Source organism: Aquabacterium olei (genome assembly GCF_003100395.1).
Lineage (GTDB): Bacteria > Pseudomonadota > Gammaproteobacteria > Burkholderiales > Burkholderiaceae_C > Aquabacterium > Aquabacterium olei.
This window is the reverse complement of record NZ_CP029211.1, coordinates 236,623-251,448: the sequence shown is the minus strand read 5'-3', so window position 1 is coordinate 251,448 and position 14,826 is coordinate 236,623. Positions and strand designations below refer to the sequence as shown.

General features: G+C 67.8%; 14 protein-coding genes. 3 read left to right on the top strand and 11 right to left on the bottom strand.

Annotated features, from left to right (window positions below; translation table 11 throughout):
* Nucleotides 1-84: 84 nt before the first annotated feature.
* On the bottom strand, nt 85-1,152 hold the full coding sequence (locus DEH84_RS18480; RefSeq protein WP_109038679.1) for a ParB/RepB/Spo0J family partition protein: 1,068 nt from the start codon (nt 1,150-1,152) through the stop codon (nt 85-87).
* Nucleotides 1,149-2,276, bottom strand: coding sequence for an AAA family ATPase (locus DEH84_RS18475; protein WP_245932806.1), 1,128 nt, complete (start codon nt 2,274-2,276; stop codon nt 1,149-1,151). The genes DEH84_RS18480 and DEH84_RS18475 overlap by 4 nt, the downstream gene beginning before the upstream one ends.
* 521 nt (nt 2,277-2,797) lie before the next feature.
* Between DEH84_RS18475 and DEH84_RS19220 the strand changes: the two genes are divergently transcribed.
* Together DEH84_RS19220 and DEH84_RS18470 are read left to right on the top strand one after the other, a co-directional pair.
* Nucleotides 2,798-3,043, top strand: a complete 246-nt coding sequence (locus tag DEH84_RS19220; protein WP_159099065.1) for a hypothetical protein — start codon at nt 2,798-2,800, stop codon at nt 3,041-3,043.
* Entirely contained in the window at nt 3,040-4,374 is a 1,335-nt protein-coding gene (locus DEH84_RS18470) for a replication initiation protein (RefSeq protein ID WP_109038677.1), read from the top strand. Before DEH84_RS19220 ends, DEH84_RS18470 begins: the two co-directional genes overlap by 4 nt.
* 4 nt (nt 4,375-4,378) lie before the next feature.
* On the opposite strand, the gene DEH84_RS18465 is transcribed toward DEH84_RS18470, so the two are convergent.
* From DEH84_RS18465 to modA, 8 genes are all read right to left on the bottom strand, one after another.
* Nucleotides 4,379-5,170 (bottom strand): heme ABC transporter ATP-binding protein, encoded by a 792-nt coding sequence (locus DEH84_RS18465; RefSeq protein ID WP_109038676.1) that lies wholly within the window; start codon nt 5,168-5,170, stop codon nt 4,379-4,381.
* Between the two features lie 14 nt (nt 5,171-5,184).
* Nucleotides 5,185-6,303, bottom strand: coding sequence for a FecCD family ABC transporter permease (locus tag DEH84_RS18460; RefSeq protein WP_109038675.1), 1,119 nt, complete (start codon nt 6,301-6,303; stop codon nt 5,185-5,187).
* A complete protein-coding gene (locus tag DEH84_RS18455) occupies nt 6,300-7,172 on the bottom strand; it encodes a heme/hemin ABC transporter substrate-binding protein (protein WP_109038674.1) in 873 nt (290 codons plus the stop codon). The genes DEH84_RS18460 and DEH84_RS18455 overlap by 4 nt, the downstream gene beginning before the upstream one ends.
* A complete protein-coding gene (locus tag DEH84_RS18450; protein ID WP_109038673.1) occupies nt 7,169-8,257 on the bottom strand; it encodes a hemin-degrading factor in 1,089 nt (362 codons plus the stop codon). The genes DEH84_RS18455 and DEH84_RS18450 overlap by 4 nt, the downstream gene beginning before the upstream one ends.
* Nucleotides 8,258-8,305: 48 nt before the next feature.
* Nucleotides 8,306-10,594 carry a TonB-dependent receptor domain-containing protein gene (locus DEH84_RS18445; RefSeq protein ID WP_109038672.1) on the bottom strand — a complete coding sequence of 763 codons (2,289 nt, stop codon included), beginning with the start codon at nt 10,592-10,594 and terminating at the stop codon, nt 8,306-8,308.
* Between the two features lie 27 nt (nt 10,595-10,621).
* The gene (locus tag DEH84_RS18440) at nt 10,622-11,317 is read right to left on the bottom strand and encodes a PEPxxWA-CTERM sorting domain-containing protein (RefSeq protein ID WP_245932805.1); all 696 of its coding nucleotides are present in this window, start codon (nt 11,315-11,317) and stop codon (nt 10,622-10,624) included.
* A 129-nt stretch (nt 11,318-11,446) separates the two neighbouring features.
* Nucleotides 11,447-11,653 carry a hypothetical protein gene (locus tag DEH84_RS18435; RefSeq protein ID WP_109038671.1) on the bottom strand — a complete coding sequence of 69 codons (207 nt, stop codon included), beginning with the start codon at nt 11,651-11,653 and terminating at the stop codon, nt 11,447-11,449.
* A 253-nt stretch (nt 11,654-11,906) separates the two neighbouring features.
* The gene (gene modA / locus DEH84_RS18430; protein ID WP_109038670.1) at nt 11,907-12,656 is read right to left on the bottom strand and encodes a molybdate ABC transporter substrate-binding protein; all 750 of its coding nucleotides are present in this window, start codon (nt 12,654-12,656) and stop codon (nt 11,907-11,909) included.
* Nucleotides 12,657-12,787: 131 nt separating this feature from the next.
* Here modA and chrA point away from each other — a divergent pair, with 131 nt between their 5' ends.
* Complete coding sequence (gene chrA, locus DEH84_RS18425) at nt 12,788-14,158, top strand: chromate efflux transporter (RefSeq protein ID WP_109038669.1); 1,371 nt, start codon at nt 12,788-12,790, stop codon at nt 14,156-14,158.
* A 9-nt stretch (nt 14,159-14,167) separates the two neighbouring features.
* On the opposite strand, the gene DEH84_RS18420 is transcribed toward chrA, so the two are convergent.
* Nucleotides 14,168-14,716, bottom strand: a complete 549-nt coding sequence (locus DEH84_RS18420; RefSeq protein WP_109038668.1) for a cysteine hydrolase family protein — start codon at nt 14,714-14,716, stop codon at nt 14,168-14,170.
* Between the last annotated feature and the right edge of the window lie 110 nt (nt 14,717-14,826).

The following is a 14,826-nucleotide window of genomic DNA, read 5'->3' as shown; positions in this document are numbered from 1 at the left end:
GAACCGCCCGATCGACCGAGTTGTACGGTACAACTGCCCACAAAAAAGCCGCCCGAAGGCGGCTTCTGCGAGGCGCCTCGCAGTTCACTGAAACAGCTTCACCAGCCCTTCCACCAGCTTGTCAGTGGCCGCAGACGACAACGGCGCGTCGAACTCCACCACCGTGCGACCCTTCTTGTCACGCAGCAACCGCGCAAACCGCGTACCGTCTGCACGGGTCAGTTCGACCTCGGCGCCCTGCTCCACCGCCACCTGCGCTGGCGACGTCAGCAGCGTATAGACGGTCTTCGCCGACAGGATCTCCCCCGCTTCCCGGCGACGGCGCACGTCGGCAGCGCGGCTCAACAGGCTGGGGAGATCCAGCTTGCGGGCCCGAGTCAGCGCAGTCGCCCAGTTGAACTGGATCTCGGTCGGTCGACCGAACGCTGCCAGCACCGCGTCCGGCAACTCTGCAATCTGACAGGCCTTCGAGACATTGCCCTTGTCCACCCCGAGTGCTTCAGCCATCTCCGACATGTTGCCGAACAACGCCCAACCCGCCGGGCCACCCTTCTCCGCTGGGATGACGGGTGAACAGGCGCGCAAGTACCACAGTCCTTGCTCGTAGGCCGAGAGATCGCGTCGACCCCGGTTCTCGCGCTCCATCTCGATGAACTGGCCACGCTCGCTCAGGTTCTCGACGATGGCATTGACCTTGATGCCCAACTCGAGGCACGCCCGATGGCGACGGTGGCCATACACGATCGAATAGCGAAGCGGCTCGGTCCCGGGAATCGGCACGACCTTGATCGGCTGCACGTTGCCGCCGGCCGCCTGGATCTCGGCCTTGAACTCGCGGAACTCGGGCGTGTCAAAGCTCTCGGCGATGCGGTTGGCAAACCGACTGTGCTCGACCAGATCCGGGTCCAAAGCCACCACCGGCAGCGAGTCGGACCATTTCTGCACCTCAGACTGCAGGTCGCCCACCTGCGCCCTCAGCCGGGCGTTCTCCGACTCCAGGCCGCTGCGGCGCTCTGCCAGCAACTCGCCGGCGGCAGTTCGCGGCCGGCTCTCGGTGGCCGGCGTCGAGCGCGCCGTCACCGCGGCGTCCAGGTTGCCAAGCGACAGCATCGCCCCGATGTCGGTGGGGCGGTTTCCTCGTTTCGTGCTCATTCGTCCCTCCAACCGGCCCACACACTTTGCAGCTGGGCGTCGACTTCATCGATGAATGCCTCATAGGCGTCGAATGCGCGAGCGTAGGTGCCGGCGCTGGCCGCGCTCTTCGGCAGGTCATAGACCGTGCCAAAACCGACCGCCGCCGTGCCGGCAATCGACGTCCGCGGGATCTCGGTGGCCAGCACGCGCTCGGCATAGACCTCACGCAACCAACCCCGCACGATGCGACTTGACGCGTCATTGGCGTCCACACGCGAAGCCAGGATGTTCACGAACTCGAACTTCTTGGCGTCGCCCCGCAGCTCGCTCAGGCTGTGGGCAATGTCGAGATACAGGCTCCAGAACTGGCTCAACGAAGCAAAATCCAGCGTGCTGGGCGGCACGGGGACGACCAGGCCGTCAGATGCCATCACGGCGTTGATCGTCGTGTAGGAGAGGGAAGGGGGGGTGTCGATGACAATGACGTCGTACTCGTCACGTAACGGGTCCAGCCCCAGGTCCAACACCTTCCAGAACTCGAAGTCGGCGTTGTCCTTCTGGCGCGCAGGCAGCTTGAACTCCGCTGCGTACAGCCGGGTCATCGCCGGGATCAGGTCCAGGTCCGGCCAATAGGTCTTGCGCACGGCATAGCGCGCGTCGCTCGCGTCTCCGCTGAACAGGGGCGAGAGCGTGTGTTCCTCATCGATCTCGACGCCCGGCAGCAAGCCGAAGAGCGTGGTCAGCGAGGCCTGAGGGTCCACGTCGACCAGCAGCACCTTGTGCCCGCGCAGGCTCAGCCCCTGGGCGAGGGTGGCCGCGGTCGTCGTCTTGGTGACACCGCCTTTGAAGTTCGCCACCGAGATCGTGATGCCAGCCAGGCCTTCGGGGCGCAGCCGGTCTGCCCGGAAGTGCCGTGTCCACTTCTGGAGTTCTTCGGTGGTCCAGGTGCGACGGCCACCGCCGTCGGGCATCGTGCCCTCCGGGAGTTCGCCTTTGCGGGCCGCGTAATTGATCTTGTTGCGGTCGGCGCCGGTGAAGTGCTCCAGTTGACTGATGGAGAACACCGGCGCACTCTTGCGCGCGTCGGGGCTCAACAGCGTGCCGCGGATTTTTTCAAGGGCCACTTCTGCCCGCGCAGACATGCGTTCAATGTCTTGGAGAGAAGCTTTGCGATCGTCTCTGAGCATCGTGTGTGAAAGGTGGTGGACTGTATGTGCTTCATTCTAACGAAGCACACCGTCAAGACCATCCATTCCACGAATTTTGGATGCTTTGATTTAAAACGTGGGATCAGCGTTCGCTGTGCCACATTGCCCCCGGCGCGGTGTGGCAAGAGGCTTGCCGGAGCGAGCCTGGACGCCAGCACTGGGATTCTCGCCATCTTACCGACGTCAGTGCTCCCGGATTCAAGTTCCTTCAATACAGATACAAGTAGATCTAAGCCTGTGGATAGCCAGGAAATCCTTTTCCTGACAGGCACTTACAGATCTGCTGTGTCCAGTCCTGAACCGCCAGTGTCCGGGATTCAACCGCATGTGTCCACGGGGTGCCCGCTTCTGTCCTGATCACTCCCGAAGTGTCCGGATTCCAACCGGCTTGTCCACAGGGTGCAGTCACAGCGGCGGGGCGGCGGGCATCCGGCAAGGCTGCGGAGAGCACAGCCGTGCTCGATGAGCGCGTCGGTCGTCAGCCCACGGCCCGGCTGTCCGGCTTTCAACCGGGCTGTGCGGCGCGGCGTTCGGAAGGGCAGTGGATTCCTCACCTCGGGACCTGTCCAGAAATCAACCGGACGCCGGAAATGTCGCCGCCTCGGTTGAAAGCTGGACAGTGGCCCGCCGGTATGCCGGTTCTCGAACTGTCCGACAAGGCAATCAATGAAGGACAGATCGAGTACACTGTCATGCCATGAGCGACGATCCCTTGACCGCCTCCCTGCCCGCCTTGCGCAAGCCCAACGAGGTGCTGGTGATGATCAGCAAGGACAAGGGGATGACCGCTGTGGCCCGCAAGCTCTACACCGTGTTGCTGTGGGAGGCGCAGCAACAGATGAGGTCGCTCGGGCGCGTACCCGAGGCGACGCATCTTTTTGAAATGCCGTTGCGGCGTGCGTTGTTGCTGGCCGGCAGCAGCACCGAGTCGCGCACCCTGGCGCAAGGCTATCTGCGGGAGATGCGCAAGATGGCCATGACCTGGGAAGCGCCCGGCACCACCAATGGCCCGGAATGGCGCGACATGGCACTGTTGTCGCAGGCGGCCTTCGAGATGCGTCACGGCGAGCGCCTGGTGCAATGGGCGTTTCCGCCGGACCTCATCAAGGCCTTGCTGGACCCCAAGCTCTGGACACTGCAGGATCTGCCCATTCTGGCCAGACTGGAAAGCTATGGTGCGATTGCGCTGTACGACATCTGCAGCCGCTACAAGAACAACCCTTCGGGCGTGACCAACCGGGCCTCGCCGGCGTGGTGGGTGTCGGCACTGTCGTCCTCGCCGAAGAAGCGCGAGTGGCGCAAGGTCAAGAACGAATCGGTGCTGGCTGCCATTGCCGAGATCAATGAAAAGTCGGACATCGAAGTCGAGTTGCTCGAACACCGGCAGGGCAGGGCGGTGACCGAGGTGCAGTTCGCGGTGCGCAAGAAGCGTCAGGACAAGGGCGGCCCCACGACCAGCGATGCCGCATGGGCCGCCGTGGACGCGGCGAACGCCGGGCTGGCCACGCAACCCACGCGTGTTCGTCAGGCGGCCGAGGGGCTGGGTCTGCAAGATGCCCAGCTCGCGCCGTTGGTGGCGCAGTACAGCGAGGACCGCCTCGTGCGAGCCTTGCTGGACACCCGGGCGCGGGTGCAGCGCACCGACCTCTCGCCCGTGCGCAACCCCTTGATGTACCTGATGAGCCTGCTGGACCCGCGGGCCGCCGAGGCCTCCCCCCGTGTGACGGAACCCGCCCCCGCCGAGCGGGCGCCCAGGGAGATGGCTGTGCCGGCGCCGGCGGTGGTGGTGGACGCCACCGAAGCCGCCCGGCGCGAGCGCTTCGACCGCGCCGTGGCCGAGATTGCGCATCTGCCCGCGCCGGTGCGGGCCGGCCTGCTGCAGGTGCTGTCGGCCCAGTTGAGGGAGAAGGGGCTGCTGACGCCCTCCATTGCCAAGCGCGTGAGGGAAGGGGACTGGACGTCCCCCTTGCTCAAGGCCGAGATGGTGAAGCTTTACCTGGCACAGCAGCCGGAACCCGCGATCGAGCCATGACGACTCAGGGAAAGGTCAGCCACTCGCGCTGAACCCGGGCAGTGGAGGGCAGTTGCACCCGTTCGCATGCGACGCCCCACACCGCTCGGATCAGCGGGGGCTGCAGGACCTCGCTGCTGGTGCCGGCCCTCACGATGTGCCCTCGGGCCAACACCACGACCTGGTCGGCATGGCTGTTGGCCAGGTTCATGTCGTGCAGCACGACCACGACACCGCATCCCTGCGACGCCAGCGCGCGCAGCAGGCGCATCACGCCCTGCTGGTGGGCCAGATCCAGCGCTGCGGTGGGCTCGTCGAGAAAGAGCCAGCGGGGTTGCGGGTCATCGGGCAGCGCGGTGATCTGTGCCAGCACGCGAGCGAGGTGAACACGGGCCTTTTCTCCCCCTGACAGTGTGGCAAGCAGGCGACCTGCGAGATGCCTGGTCTCCGTGCGGGCCAAAGACTCGCTCATCAGATGAGCCTCTCGGGGATGAGGACAGTCGACATGGGGATATCGGCCCATCTCGACGATGTCGTGCACGCTGAAATCGAACGGCACCGTGTGCTCCTGGGAGAACAACGCACGTTGACGGGCCAGCTCCCGTGGCGGCCAGCCGGACAGGGGCCTGCCGCCCAGTGTGATGGTGTGGCTCAGCGCGGGATCCAGGCCCGCCATGGCGTTCAACAAGGTGGACTTGCCAGCGCCATTGGGACCCAGCAGGGCATGTACCTGTCCGGCCTGGAGTCGGAGCTCGGGAACGTCGAGCACGCAGCGGCCGCCATGCTCGACCCGAAGGTGCTTTGCGTGCAGTTCCATGCGTCATGCGCCTTTCAAGTTGTCGACGCTGCGGGGCGCCTTTGCAGGATCCACAAAAAGGCCGGCGCACCCATGAGGCCCGTCAGCACCCCCAGGGGCAGCTCGGCCGGTGCGAACAGCGTGCGGGCCGCCGTGTCGGCCAGGACCACCAGGCTGGCCCCGAACAGGGCCGACCCGGGGAGGACCACCCGATGGCGCGGCCCGAAGAGCTGCCGCACGATGTGAGGGGCCACCAGTCCGATGAAGCCGACCATGCCGATCACCGCCGTGACGCTGCCTACGGCGAGTGCAGTCAGTGCGACCGAGGCACGCTGAACGCGGCCGATGCGCACGCCCATGAGGTGCGCCTGGGCCTCACCGAGGGCCAGGGCGTCGAGCGGCCGGGTCAGGGCAGGGCAGAGCAGCACCGCTGCAACCACCCAAGGGCACACGGCCATCACAGCAGGCCACTGGCTGGGTGCGAGGCTGCCCATCAGCCAGAAGGTGAGGGCGCGCAGCTGGGTGTCGTTGGCCAGGTAGGTGAGCAGGCCCAGCCCGGCGCCGGCCAGGGCGTTGATGGCCACACCGACCAACAGCAGCTGGGCCACCGGGATGCGGCCTTGCCGGCGTGCCAGGCGCCAGGCGAGGGCGGTGACGAGGAGCGCACCGGCAAACGCGGCCATCATCGTGGCCCATGCCCCGATCCCTCGCTGGCTGAATTCCGGCAGCACCCACCCTGTGAGCGGCAACACGACGATGCAGGTGGCCGCGCCGAGCGCGCCGCCCGCGCTCACGCCGATGAGGCCGGGGTCGGCCAGCGGATTGCGGAACAGCCCTTGAACCAGTGCACCGCCGAGGCCGAGGGCGGCGCCGGCCAGCACGGCCATCGCCAGACGCGGTGCGCGAATGTGCCAGAACACCTGCGCTCCGGCCAGCGAAGGCTCATGAGGTGAGCCAGCTGGCTGCTGCCACAACAACCAGAGCCGTCCGAGGTCCCCGGTGGTGAGGGCGTAGGCTCCCTGGGTGGCGGCGAAGGCGAGGGCGATCACGAGCAGGGGTAGCCCGATGGCCCACACCCAGCGCGGGTCACGATGCGGGCGGGTGGATGTGGCCGGTCGCCAGTCTGCCGGGCACGGCTCCGTCGTGGCGCTCATGCCAGCTGCCGCCTGAGGTCGTCGAGCACGGCGGGCATGCGCGGCCCGAAGCCGAGCAGCCCCATGGCGTCCAGCGCGATCAGGCGCTGGTGCCGCGCGGCGGGCGTCAGGGCCAGGCCCGGCTGTTGCCAGAAGCGCTCGGTGCCGCCCACGAACGCCAGCGATTCGGTCGTGGTGAGCACCACGTCCGGTTGGGCGGCGACGGCGGCTTCCGCGTTGAGGGCGCGGTAGCCCCGCACGCCTGTGAGAGCGTTCGACGCGCCGACCAGGCCCAGCACCGCATCGGCGGCGGTGTCCGTGCCGGCGGTCAGGGCGGCACCGCCGTGCGCCATCACGAACAACACCCGTGGCGGCGCCGCCTTGCGGGCCACGCGTGACGCCGTCGTGCGTGCCACGTGTGCCTGCATCGTCTGCCATTGGCGCTCCAGGCTCGCTGCGACGTCGCGACCGGCCGGAGCGCGCCCGGTGGCCTGGGCGATCAGGTGGATCTTGTCGGTCACGTCTTCGAAGCGGTGGCGTGAGGCTGTCAGGGTGACCGGGATGCCCGCCGCGCGGATCTGCGCCAGCACCACGGCCGGGCCGGCCTCCTCGGTGCCCAGGACGGCGGTCGGTTGCAGCGCGAGCAGGCCCTCCGCGGACAGGCTGCGCATGTAGCCCACTTTGGTGGTTTGCTGTGCGGCGGGCGGGTAGGCGCTCGTCGTGTCGGTGCCCACCAGCGTGGCTTCCGCCTGCAGCGCAAAGGCGATCTCCGTCAGGCTGCCGTGCACCGTCACAAGCCGCGGTGGGCGCCCGCGTGCGGCCGGAGCGGCCTTTGCGTCCGGCATCCAGGGCGTCAGGGCCAGGGCGAACAGGTGGCGACGTCGCATCATGCGGCCTCCCGCTCGGGGGCCGATGTCAGGCCGAAGGCCAGCGCCCGCCAGTCGGGCCGCTCGGGCTGGCCGGGCTTGCGAGCGCCGAAGAACATCACGATCACATCGCCGTGGCGGTCGAACACCTCGATGGAGGTCACCGGTCCGTCGTCGGTCGGCTTGCTGACCAGCCAGGTTTCATGGATGGCGTCTTCGCGCAGATGCAGGTTGAAGCCATCGTCCAGCACATTGAGCCACGGGCCCATGGGTTCGACCCGATGGAAGGGGCCGGTGTGGATCTGGATGCAGCCTCGGCTGCCGACGAACACCATGATGGGCACGCCGGCGTCGCGTGCCTGGGCCAGCAGGCGCGCGGTGGCATCGGCCGGGGCGGGGCGCGTGTGCACGCCCTCCATCAGCCGCAGTGCCTGCAGGCGGCCCACCTGAAAGCGCTTGAGCAGATCGAAGAACTCGTGCGTGTCGTGCATCGCGGCCCAGGCCTCACCCAGCCCGAGTGCGTCGATCTCGGCATCGGGGCGGTCGGCTGTGCGGAGGGGCTCGCCGGGCTCGAAACCGGGCGAGGGCAGGGGACTGTGATGGCGCGCCACCAGGGCGTGCCAGGCGTCGAAGTCGGTCTGCGGCCGGGCATGCACCTTGTGGACGGCCACGCCATGCCGGTCGAAGAACTGCAGGCTGTGCTGCAGCCCGCGCGGCGTGGATTCGGTGACATGAAAGCCCACGTGCCAGTGGGAGAAGAACAGCCGCAGGTCGATCTCCGGGCCGACGAGGAGGCCCACGGGACCCTGTGCAGAGGCGTGTCGGTACACGCCGATCTTCTCGTGCACGATGTGTTCGTTGCGGGTCAGTGCCATGACCTCGCCGACCTGTTCGAGGCCGCGCAACAGACCCAGCCAGTCAGCGTCGAGCACGACGGCGTGCAGCAGGCTGTCGGCCGGGTGTGCCGGCCGGGTCGGGCTCACAGCATGGGCAGCCACTGCGGCGCCCTCGCTGAGGCCCATGCGGGCGGCCGCGTCGCGGGCGCGCAAGCCCTCGGCCCGCAGGGCGGCGAAGGACGAGCGCAAGAGGTCGTTCGAGGTCGGTGTCATCGTCGGGCTCCATGGGTTTGGCAAGGAAAGAGAGCAAGGGGTGCGCGCTCAGTAGCGCGCGCTGAGGGAGATGCGGACGTTGCGACCCGGGCCGGCGGTGCCCAGGGCGCCGCTCAGTCCGTTGTCGAGCCTGTAGCTCGCATCGGCCAGGTTGTCTGCGGTGAGCGTGGTTTCCCACGTGGGGTTCAGTCGCCAGGTCAGCGAGGCGCCCAGCAGCCGGTAGCCCGGCGCTTCGGCCACCTGGGTGCGGGCGGTGTCCACGTAGTAGCGGCGTGCCCAGACCTGTTGCCAGCGCAGGCCCCATTCGCCCCACGGGTGCTGGCGCCCGACGCTCAGGTGCACCCGGTCGCCGGGCACGCCGACCAGGTCGCTTTCAAACAGGCCGTCGAACTGGCGACCACGCAGGCGTGAGGCGGCCAGGCGCGTGCGCCACTGCGCCCAGCCCACGCTGGTTTCCAGCTCGATCCCGCGGCGTCGCTCCCAGCCGGGCTGGATCAGGCGGCCGCTGCCGCCGGGCTCGGCCATCAGCGATTCGAGGAGGTGATCGGTGTGGTTGAAGAAGACGGTGAGCTTGGCCTGGGCCGTGCTGCGCGGCCCGAACAGATCGACCTGGCGGGTGTGCACGCCGGCCTCGAAGCCCTCCGACGTCTCGGGCACGAAGGCGTTGCTGCAGATGCCCGTGGACGGTGCGACCTGGGCACCGGGGGCATAGCCCGGCACGCGTGGCGTTGTGCCGGTGCCCATGCGCAACAGGGCGTTGTTGTTGCAGACGCCGTAGCCGGCCCGCATGAAGGCCTCGTCCAGCAGGGGCGGGCGGAAGGACCGGGCGGTCGTGGCGAACACCGTCCACCGCTCGGGCACCAGCGCATAACTCAAGGTCAGACTGGGCGAGACCTCGGTGTAGCGCACCGTATCGGACTCGCCCACGGCCTTCAGCAGGTCGGCATTGGCGCCGTGGACAGTGGACGCGATCTGGTCCCAGCGCACACCCGGCAGCACCTGCATGCGGCCGAGGCGCCAGTCGAGTTGCAGAAAGGCGCCCTGCGTGTCACGGGTGCCAGGCGGCTGCGCGGGGTTGTAGCCGTCGCGGTAGAGCGCCTGGTTGAGCACGGCGTTGCCGGTCACGCGCTCGGCGGCACGGTCGCTTTGGCCAGCCTGCAGACCGGCGCGCACCGCCAGCTGCTGCGCCTGCGTACCGGACGAGGCCACGGAAGAAGACGTGGACGGCCTGCCGAGCCACTGCCAGCGCAGTCGGCTGTCCAGCGTCAGGTGCGTCTGGTGCACATCGTCGTCGACCTGGGTGGACAGCGAAAACACCGACCACCCGGGTTCGAAGTGATCCTGCACGCGCGTGCGACTGCGACCCAGCGTCGTCTGCCATTCGTGGCCCGCGGCCTCGTCGGTCCAGAGCGCCTGCAGCGACACGGTGTCGTCGTCGATGCGGCGTTGCACCTGGCCGAATGTGCCGACCTGCGCCATGGGCGTGGTGCCGGTGCCCATCGTGCCGCTGAAGGTGTCGTAGGCCTGCAGGCCCTGGTCCCGGTAGCGGATCCAGCTGGCACTCAGCCGCCATGTGTCGCTCAGCCACCAGCTCGCCTTGGCCAGGCCGCTGCCCATGTCGACCTCGGACAAGGGCAGGGTGTCGCCCCCCGCCAGCTTGAGGTTGCCTCCGGCGCGGCGCGTGAAGGCGAGTACCGTGTCCGTGGCCTCGGTGGGGCGGCCATACACGGCCACCATGGCCTGGCGCTCGTCGTTGTTGGTGGCGTGCCCGATGCGGGCGCGGGCGCCCCACTGTTGCCCGGCGCGCAGCATGTCGCGCGCATCGCGCGTGGTGGCGCTCACGGTGCCGCCCAACGCGCCGGCGCTTTCCACCTGCGCACCCCGGCGCACTTCGATGGACTTGAGCAGCTCCGGCTCGATGAACGTGCCGCCGAAGCGGTACTTCTCGAAGCCTTTCACCACCCCGTCGAGCTCGATCCGCACGTCTTCGTTGTCGCTGTAGCCGCGGATGTTGAAGCCCATCCCGCTGTTGCGCGGTCCGCCCTGCACGGTCACGCCCGGCACCTCGTCCATCACCTGGAAGACCGAGTCCGGCTGTCGCTGCCTCAGCGTCGCTTCGGTCACGGTGGTGCGCGCCTGGGTGGGCGCCATCGTGACACCCTCCGGCGGCCGCGTGGCGCGGGCCTTCACCTGCACCGCGGGCATCTCCTGTTCAGCGTCTGCGTCTGCAGCGGCCGTGGCCGCGGAAACCGGCAGGGCGGCAGGCAGGCAGGCGGCGGCAACCGCGAACCCGCTGCCCACCGCCCGCCAGCACGACGAGGTCGAGGCCGACTTCACCTCTGTTCCAGATCGGTTCGGTCGACTTCAGGCGCGGCGACGGCGCTGCAAGGCGCCCATGGCACCGAGGCCGGCGAGCATCAGGGCCCAGGTCTGGGGTTCCGGCACGGCGGCAGCCGGCGTCTGCACGGCGTAGAAGGCCACCTGGTCCAGGCTCATGTGTGCACCACTGGCCGCAAAACTCGTCAGCCAGGTGGCGGGACTGCTCAGCGTGACCGTCCACTTCCACAGGCTCTCTTCCTCGGTGCCACCGAAGCCGCCGGTGATGGCCTGGCTGAAGGTGGTCACGCGGGTGGCGCTCACGCCGTTGAGCTTGGCGGTGTCGGCCACGGCCGAGCCCACGGTCGACACGCGCAGGTAGACGTCCCAGGTGCCGGCTGCTGCCGTGCCCAGATCCAGCGAGAACGCCGAGGCGCCGGAGATGCTGTAGATGTTGCCGCCGCTGGTCGGGAAGGCGGAGCCCGTGGTTTCAGTCAGGGTGCCGACGCCACCGATGTCGGGCGTGTTGTCGGACGGGTAGCTGAAGATCGCGTTCCACTCGGCATACGTGCTGCCGGTGGCCGGCGAAGCGATCCACGGCGTGGCAGCCGAGGCGCCTGTGCCGCTGAAGCCGGCGACGCTGCTGTCCCATTGGCCGGCGGTGGCGTGGGCCTGACCGGTAGCCGCAAGGGCCAGGGCGATGGAAGAAAGGGCGGGCGCCAAAGCGCGTGCAGACATGGACATGAGGTGCTCTCTGAAGAGGGCGCCGTGTTCCTTACCCACAAAGGCCACAACAGCAGGGTGATGAAGAGGAATGCAGGCGGACGGAGATGTCCGCAGGCCCAGGGCGCCACGCCCTCGGGCAGAAAACGTTCACGCGCTGGCGTCTTTGACGGCTGCCGCGGGCACGTCGACCACGAAGCGATGCTGCTTGCCGCAATCGAGGATCACTTCTTTCTGGCCCCGCTTGAGCAGGCGCACGTCGATCCGCAGCGAGCCGTAGCCGTCATGACGGATCAGCTCGTCGAGCAGGTGGAGCAGGCGGTGCTGGACCGGGGCGAGGGAAGAAGCGGTGTCCACGGGTGTCTGCGGGAGAGGGCCCGCGCAAGTGCGTGATGTGCTCATTGTTAATGAGAATCATTCGCAACACAAGAAGGAAACCCCCCTCGAACGTGGGGCGCAGGCCGCGCCGGCTCTTACCCACAGAAGCTGTGGATAACTCTGTGGGCTCGGGGCGGGCAAGTCGTCTCGCTCCCAGGGCACCCCCTGGTTTGCTCAAGAATGAGGCAGTTCAAAGGGCTAGAGCAGGGCGCAGTCCGGGTTCACCGGGTTTTCAAAGGCCATACCCGTGGCCCCGGATCAAGGCCTTGGCCTTGTCACCCTTGAGGAAGGCCAGCAGCGCGGTGGCAGCGGCATTCCCCTGACCCTTCTTCAGCAGCACGGCGTCCTGTCGGAGGGGCGCGTGCAGGTCGGCCGGGACGATCCAGGCCGAGCCCTCGCCCAGATGGCCATTCACATAGACTTGTGACATGGCGACAAAGCCCAGCGCCGCGTTCTGCGTGGCCACGAACTGGTGGGTCTGCGCGATGCTCTCGCCCTGCACGATCCTGGGCCGCAACGCATCGAGCACGCCGAGCTTGCCCATCACCTCGATGGCGGCCGCACCGTAGGGCGCGAGCTTCGGGTCGGCCACGGCGATCCTGTCGAAGGCATCGCGGCGGCGGAGCACCTGGCCCTGTCCGTCCACCAGCCCGGCCCGCTTGCTCCAGAGCACCAGCCTGCCCACGGCGTAGGTGAAGCGGCTGCCCGGGACGGCGAGCACCTCTCGCTCGAGTCGGGCCGGGGTTTCATCGTCGGCGGCCAGCAGCACCTCGAACGGTGCCCCGTTCCGGATCTGCGCGTAGAAGCGCCCGGTGGAGCCGAAGGCGAGCACGGCCTTGTGGCCGGTGTCCTGCTCGAACAGCGCGGCGATCTTCTGCATCGGCGCGGTGAAGTTGGCCGCCACGGCCACAGAGACCTCGGCCCCGTGAGCGTGCAGTGACGTGGCCAGCAGGGCCGCTGCGGCGAGCAGGAAACGCTTCATGTCGGGGTTCGCGGTCGGTCGGATTGCAAAGCGCCAATCTAGCATCCGCAACGGTCGCCCCTGCCAGCCGCTTCCTTCAGCAAGACAATCACGGTGTCCCGGTCAAGACCATGTACCCAGGAGAACGCCGCATGACTGGCGCCCCCGTTTCCTCGCCCCCCACCCGAGTCCGCCCCTCGCCTGTTGGCTTCTGGGAGGCGTTCCGCTTCTGGCTCAAGCTCGGTTTCATCAGCTTCGGCGGGCCCGCTGGCCAGATCGCGATCATGCACACGGAGTTGGTGGAGCGGCGGCGCTGGATCAGCGAGCGGCGGTTTCTTCATGCACTGAACTACTGCATGTTGCTGCCCGGCCCCGAGGCCCAGCAACTGGCCACCTACATCGGCTGGCTGATGCACCGCACCGGGGGTGGCATCGTGGCGGGCGCCCTGTTCGTGCTGCCCTCGCTGTTCATCCTCATCGGCCTGTCCTGGGTGTACGTGGCCTTCGGTCACCTGCCGCTGGTGGCCGGGCTCTTCTATGGCATCAAGCCTGCGGTGACGGCGCTCGTCATCCACGCTGCGCATCGCATCGGCAGCCGCGCCTTGAAGAACCCGTGGTTGTGGGCCATCGCGGGCGGTGCTTTCGTGGCCATCTTCGTGCTGGACGCGCCGTTTCCCTTGATCGTGCTGGTGGCCGGCGGTCTGGGTGCGCTCGGTGCCCGTTTGGCACCCCACGTGTTTGCGATGGGCGGGGGGCATGGTGGGGCGCAGGCCAGCTATGGCCCTGCCCTCATTGACGACGACACCCCGACACCCCCCCACGCGGTGTTTCGCCGCGGGCACCTCGCCGCCGTGCTGGCCACCGGTGCGGGACTCTGGCTGGGGGCCATGGCCATGCTGACCGCCACCCAGGGCGTGAGTGGCGCGCTGACCCAGATGGGATGGTTCTTCACCAAGGCCGCCTTGCTGACGTTCGGCGGAGCCTATGCAGTGCTGCCCTACGTGTACCAGGGCGCGGTCGAGCATCACCAGTGGCTCAGCGGGCCCCAGATGATCGACGGCCTGGCGCTCGGTGAAACGACGCCCGGTCCGCTCATCATGGTGGTGGCGTTTGTCGGCTTCGTGGGAGGATGGCTCAAGCAACTGTTCGGGCCGGATGCGCTGTTTCTGGCCGGTGCCACCGCGGCCGGCGTGGTGACCTTCTTCACCTTCCTGCCGTCCTTTGTCTTCATCCTGGCGGGTGGTCCGCTCATCGAGTCCACGCATGGCAAGCTGGCGTTCACCGCGCCACTCACCGCCATCACGGCCGCGGTGGTGGGCGTGATCCTGAATCTCGCCTTGTTCTTCGCGTACCACGTGCTGTGGCCGCGCGGCTTTCAGGGCCCCTTCGATGGCGCTTCTGCGGCGATCGCGCTGGGGGCCGCGGTCGCCCTGTTCCGGTTCAAGGTCGGCGTGATGCCGCTGCTGGCAGCCTGTGCCGTGATCGGCCTGGGTGTGTCAGGGCTGCCAGCCCTGCTTCAGTGAGGAGCGACCTCAGGCTGCGAGGTACTCTCCGGTCGACTTCACCGTGGCGTAGCCGAACGCGAAGGCGGCCATCATGGTTGCGTGCACCTGCGCTGCCGGAACGGTCACACCGCCGAATTCGAGGTCGAGCGTGGCGCAGGCATCGTGCAGCACCGTGACGCCATAACCCATGTCCGCGGCGGCGCGCACACCGGCGTCGACGCACATGTGGCTCATCGCCCCGACGACCACGACTTCTTCGACGCCACGGGCTTCGAGTTGCTGCTTGAGGTCGGTGCCGCGGAAGGCGTTGATGTGGTTCTTGACGATGATCGGCTCGTCGCCATGGGGTGCCACGGTCGGCTGAATTTCCACGCCGTTCGTGCCGGGCACGAACACGGGTGCCTCGCTGTTGGCGAACTCGTGACGCACGTGAACGACCGGGAAGCCCTTGCTGCGGGCGTCGGCGATCACCTTGGCCGCATTGGCCGATGCCGCTTCAATGCCCGACAGGGGCAGCTTGCCCGAAGGCAGGTATTCGTTCTGCAGGTCGATGACGATCACGGCGCGTTTTTTCATGGAGGTCTCCGGTTCGGTTGTTCGGGGTTGCTCTAGAGCGTCGCCATGGTCACCTGAAGGCGCCCTGCCGCGAAGTGGCCAGACCGACAACTTCCGTGGCGCCACCGACA

What these genes read in the sequence shown, in the direction of transcription:
- DEH84_RS18480 (WP_109038679.1), bottom strand. Translation starts at nt 1,152, where the DNA reads ATGAGCACGAAACGAGGAAACCGCCCCACCGACATCGGGGCGATGCTG.
- DEH84_RS18475 (WP_245932806.1), bottom strand. Translation starts at nt 2,276, where the DNA reads ATGTCTGCGCGGGCAGAAGTGGCCCTTGAAAAAATCCGCGGCACGCTG.
- DEH84_RS18470 (WP_109038677.1), top strand. Translation starts at nt 3,040, where the DNA reads ATGAGCGACGATCCCTTGACCGCCTCCCTGCCCGCCTTGCGCAAGCCC.
- DEH84_RS18465 (WP_109038676.1), bottom strand. Translation starts at nt 5,170, where the DNA reads ATGGAACTGCACGCAAAGCACCTTCGGGTCGAGCATGGCGGCCGCTGC.
- DEH84_RS18460 (WP_109038675.1), bottom strand. Translation starts at nt 6,303, where the DNA reads ATGAGCGCCACGACGGAGCCGTGCCCGGCAGACTGGCGACCGGCCACA.
- DEH84_RS18455 (WP_109038674.1), bottom strand. Translation starts at nt 7,172, where the DNA reads ATGATGCGACGTCGCCACCTGTTCGCCCTGGCCCTGACGCCCTGGATG.
- DEH84_RS18450 (WP_109038673.1), bottom strand. Translation starts at nt 8,257, where the DNA reads ATGACACCGACCTCGAACGACCTCTTGCGCTCGTCCTTCGCCGCCCTG.
- DEH84_RS18440 (WP_245932805.1), bottom strand. Translation starts at nt 11,317, where the DNA reads ATGTCCATGTCTGCACGCGCTTTGGCGCCCGCCCTTTCTTCCATCGCC.
- modA (WP_109038670.1), bottom strand. Translation starts at nt 12,656, where the DNA reads ATGAAGCGTTTCCTGCTCGCCGCAGCGGCCCTGCTGGCCACGTCACTG.
- chrA (WP_109038669.1), top strand. Translation starts at nt 12,788, where the DNA reads ATGACTGGCGCCCCCGTTTCCTCGCCCCCCACCCGAGTCCGCCCCTCG.
- DEH84_RS18420 (WP_109038668.1), bottom strand. Translation starts at nt 14,716, where the DNA reads ATGAAAAAACGCGCCGTGATCGTCATCGACCTGCAGAACGAATACCTG.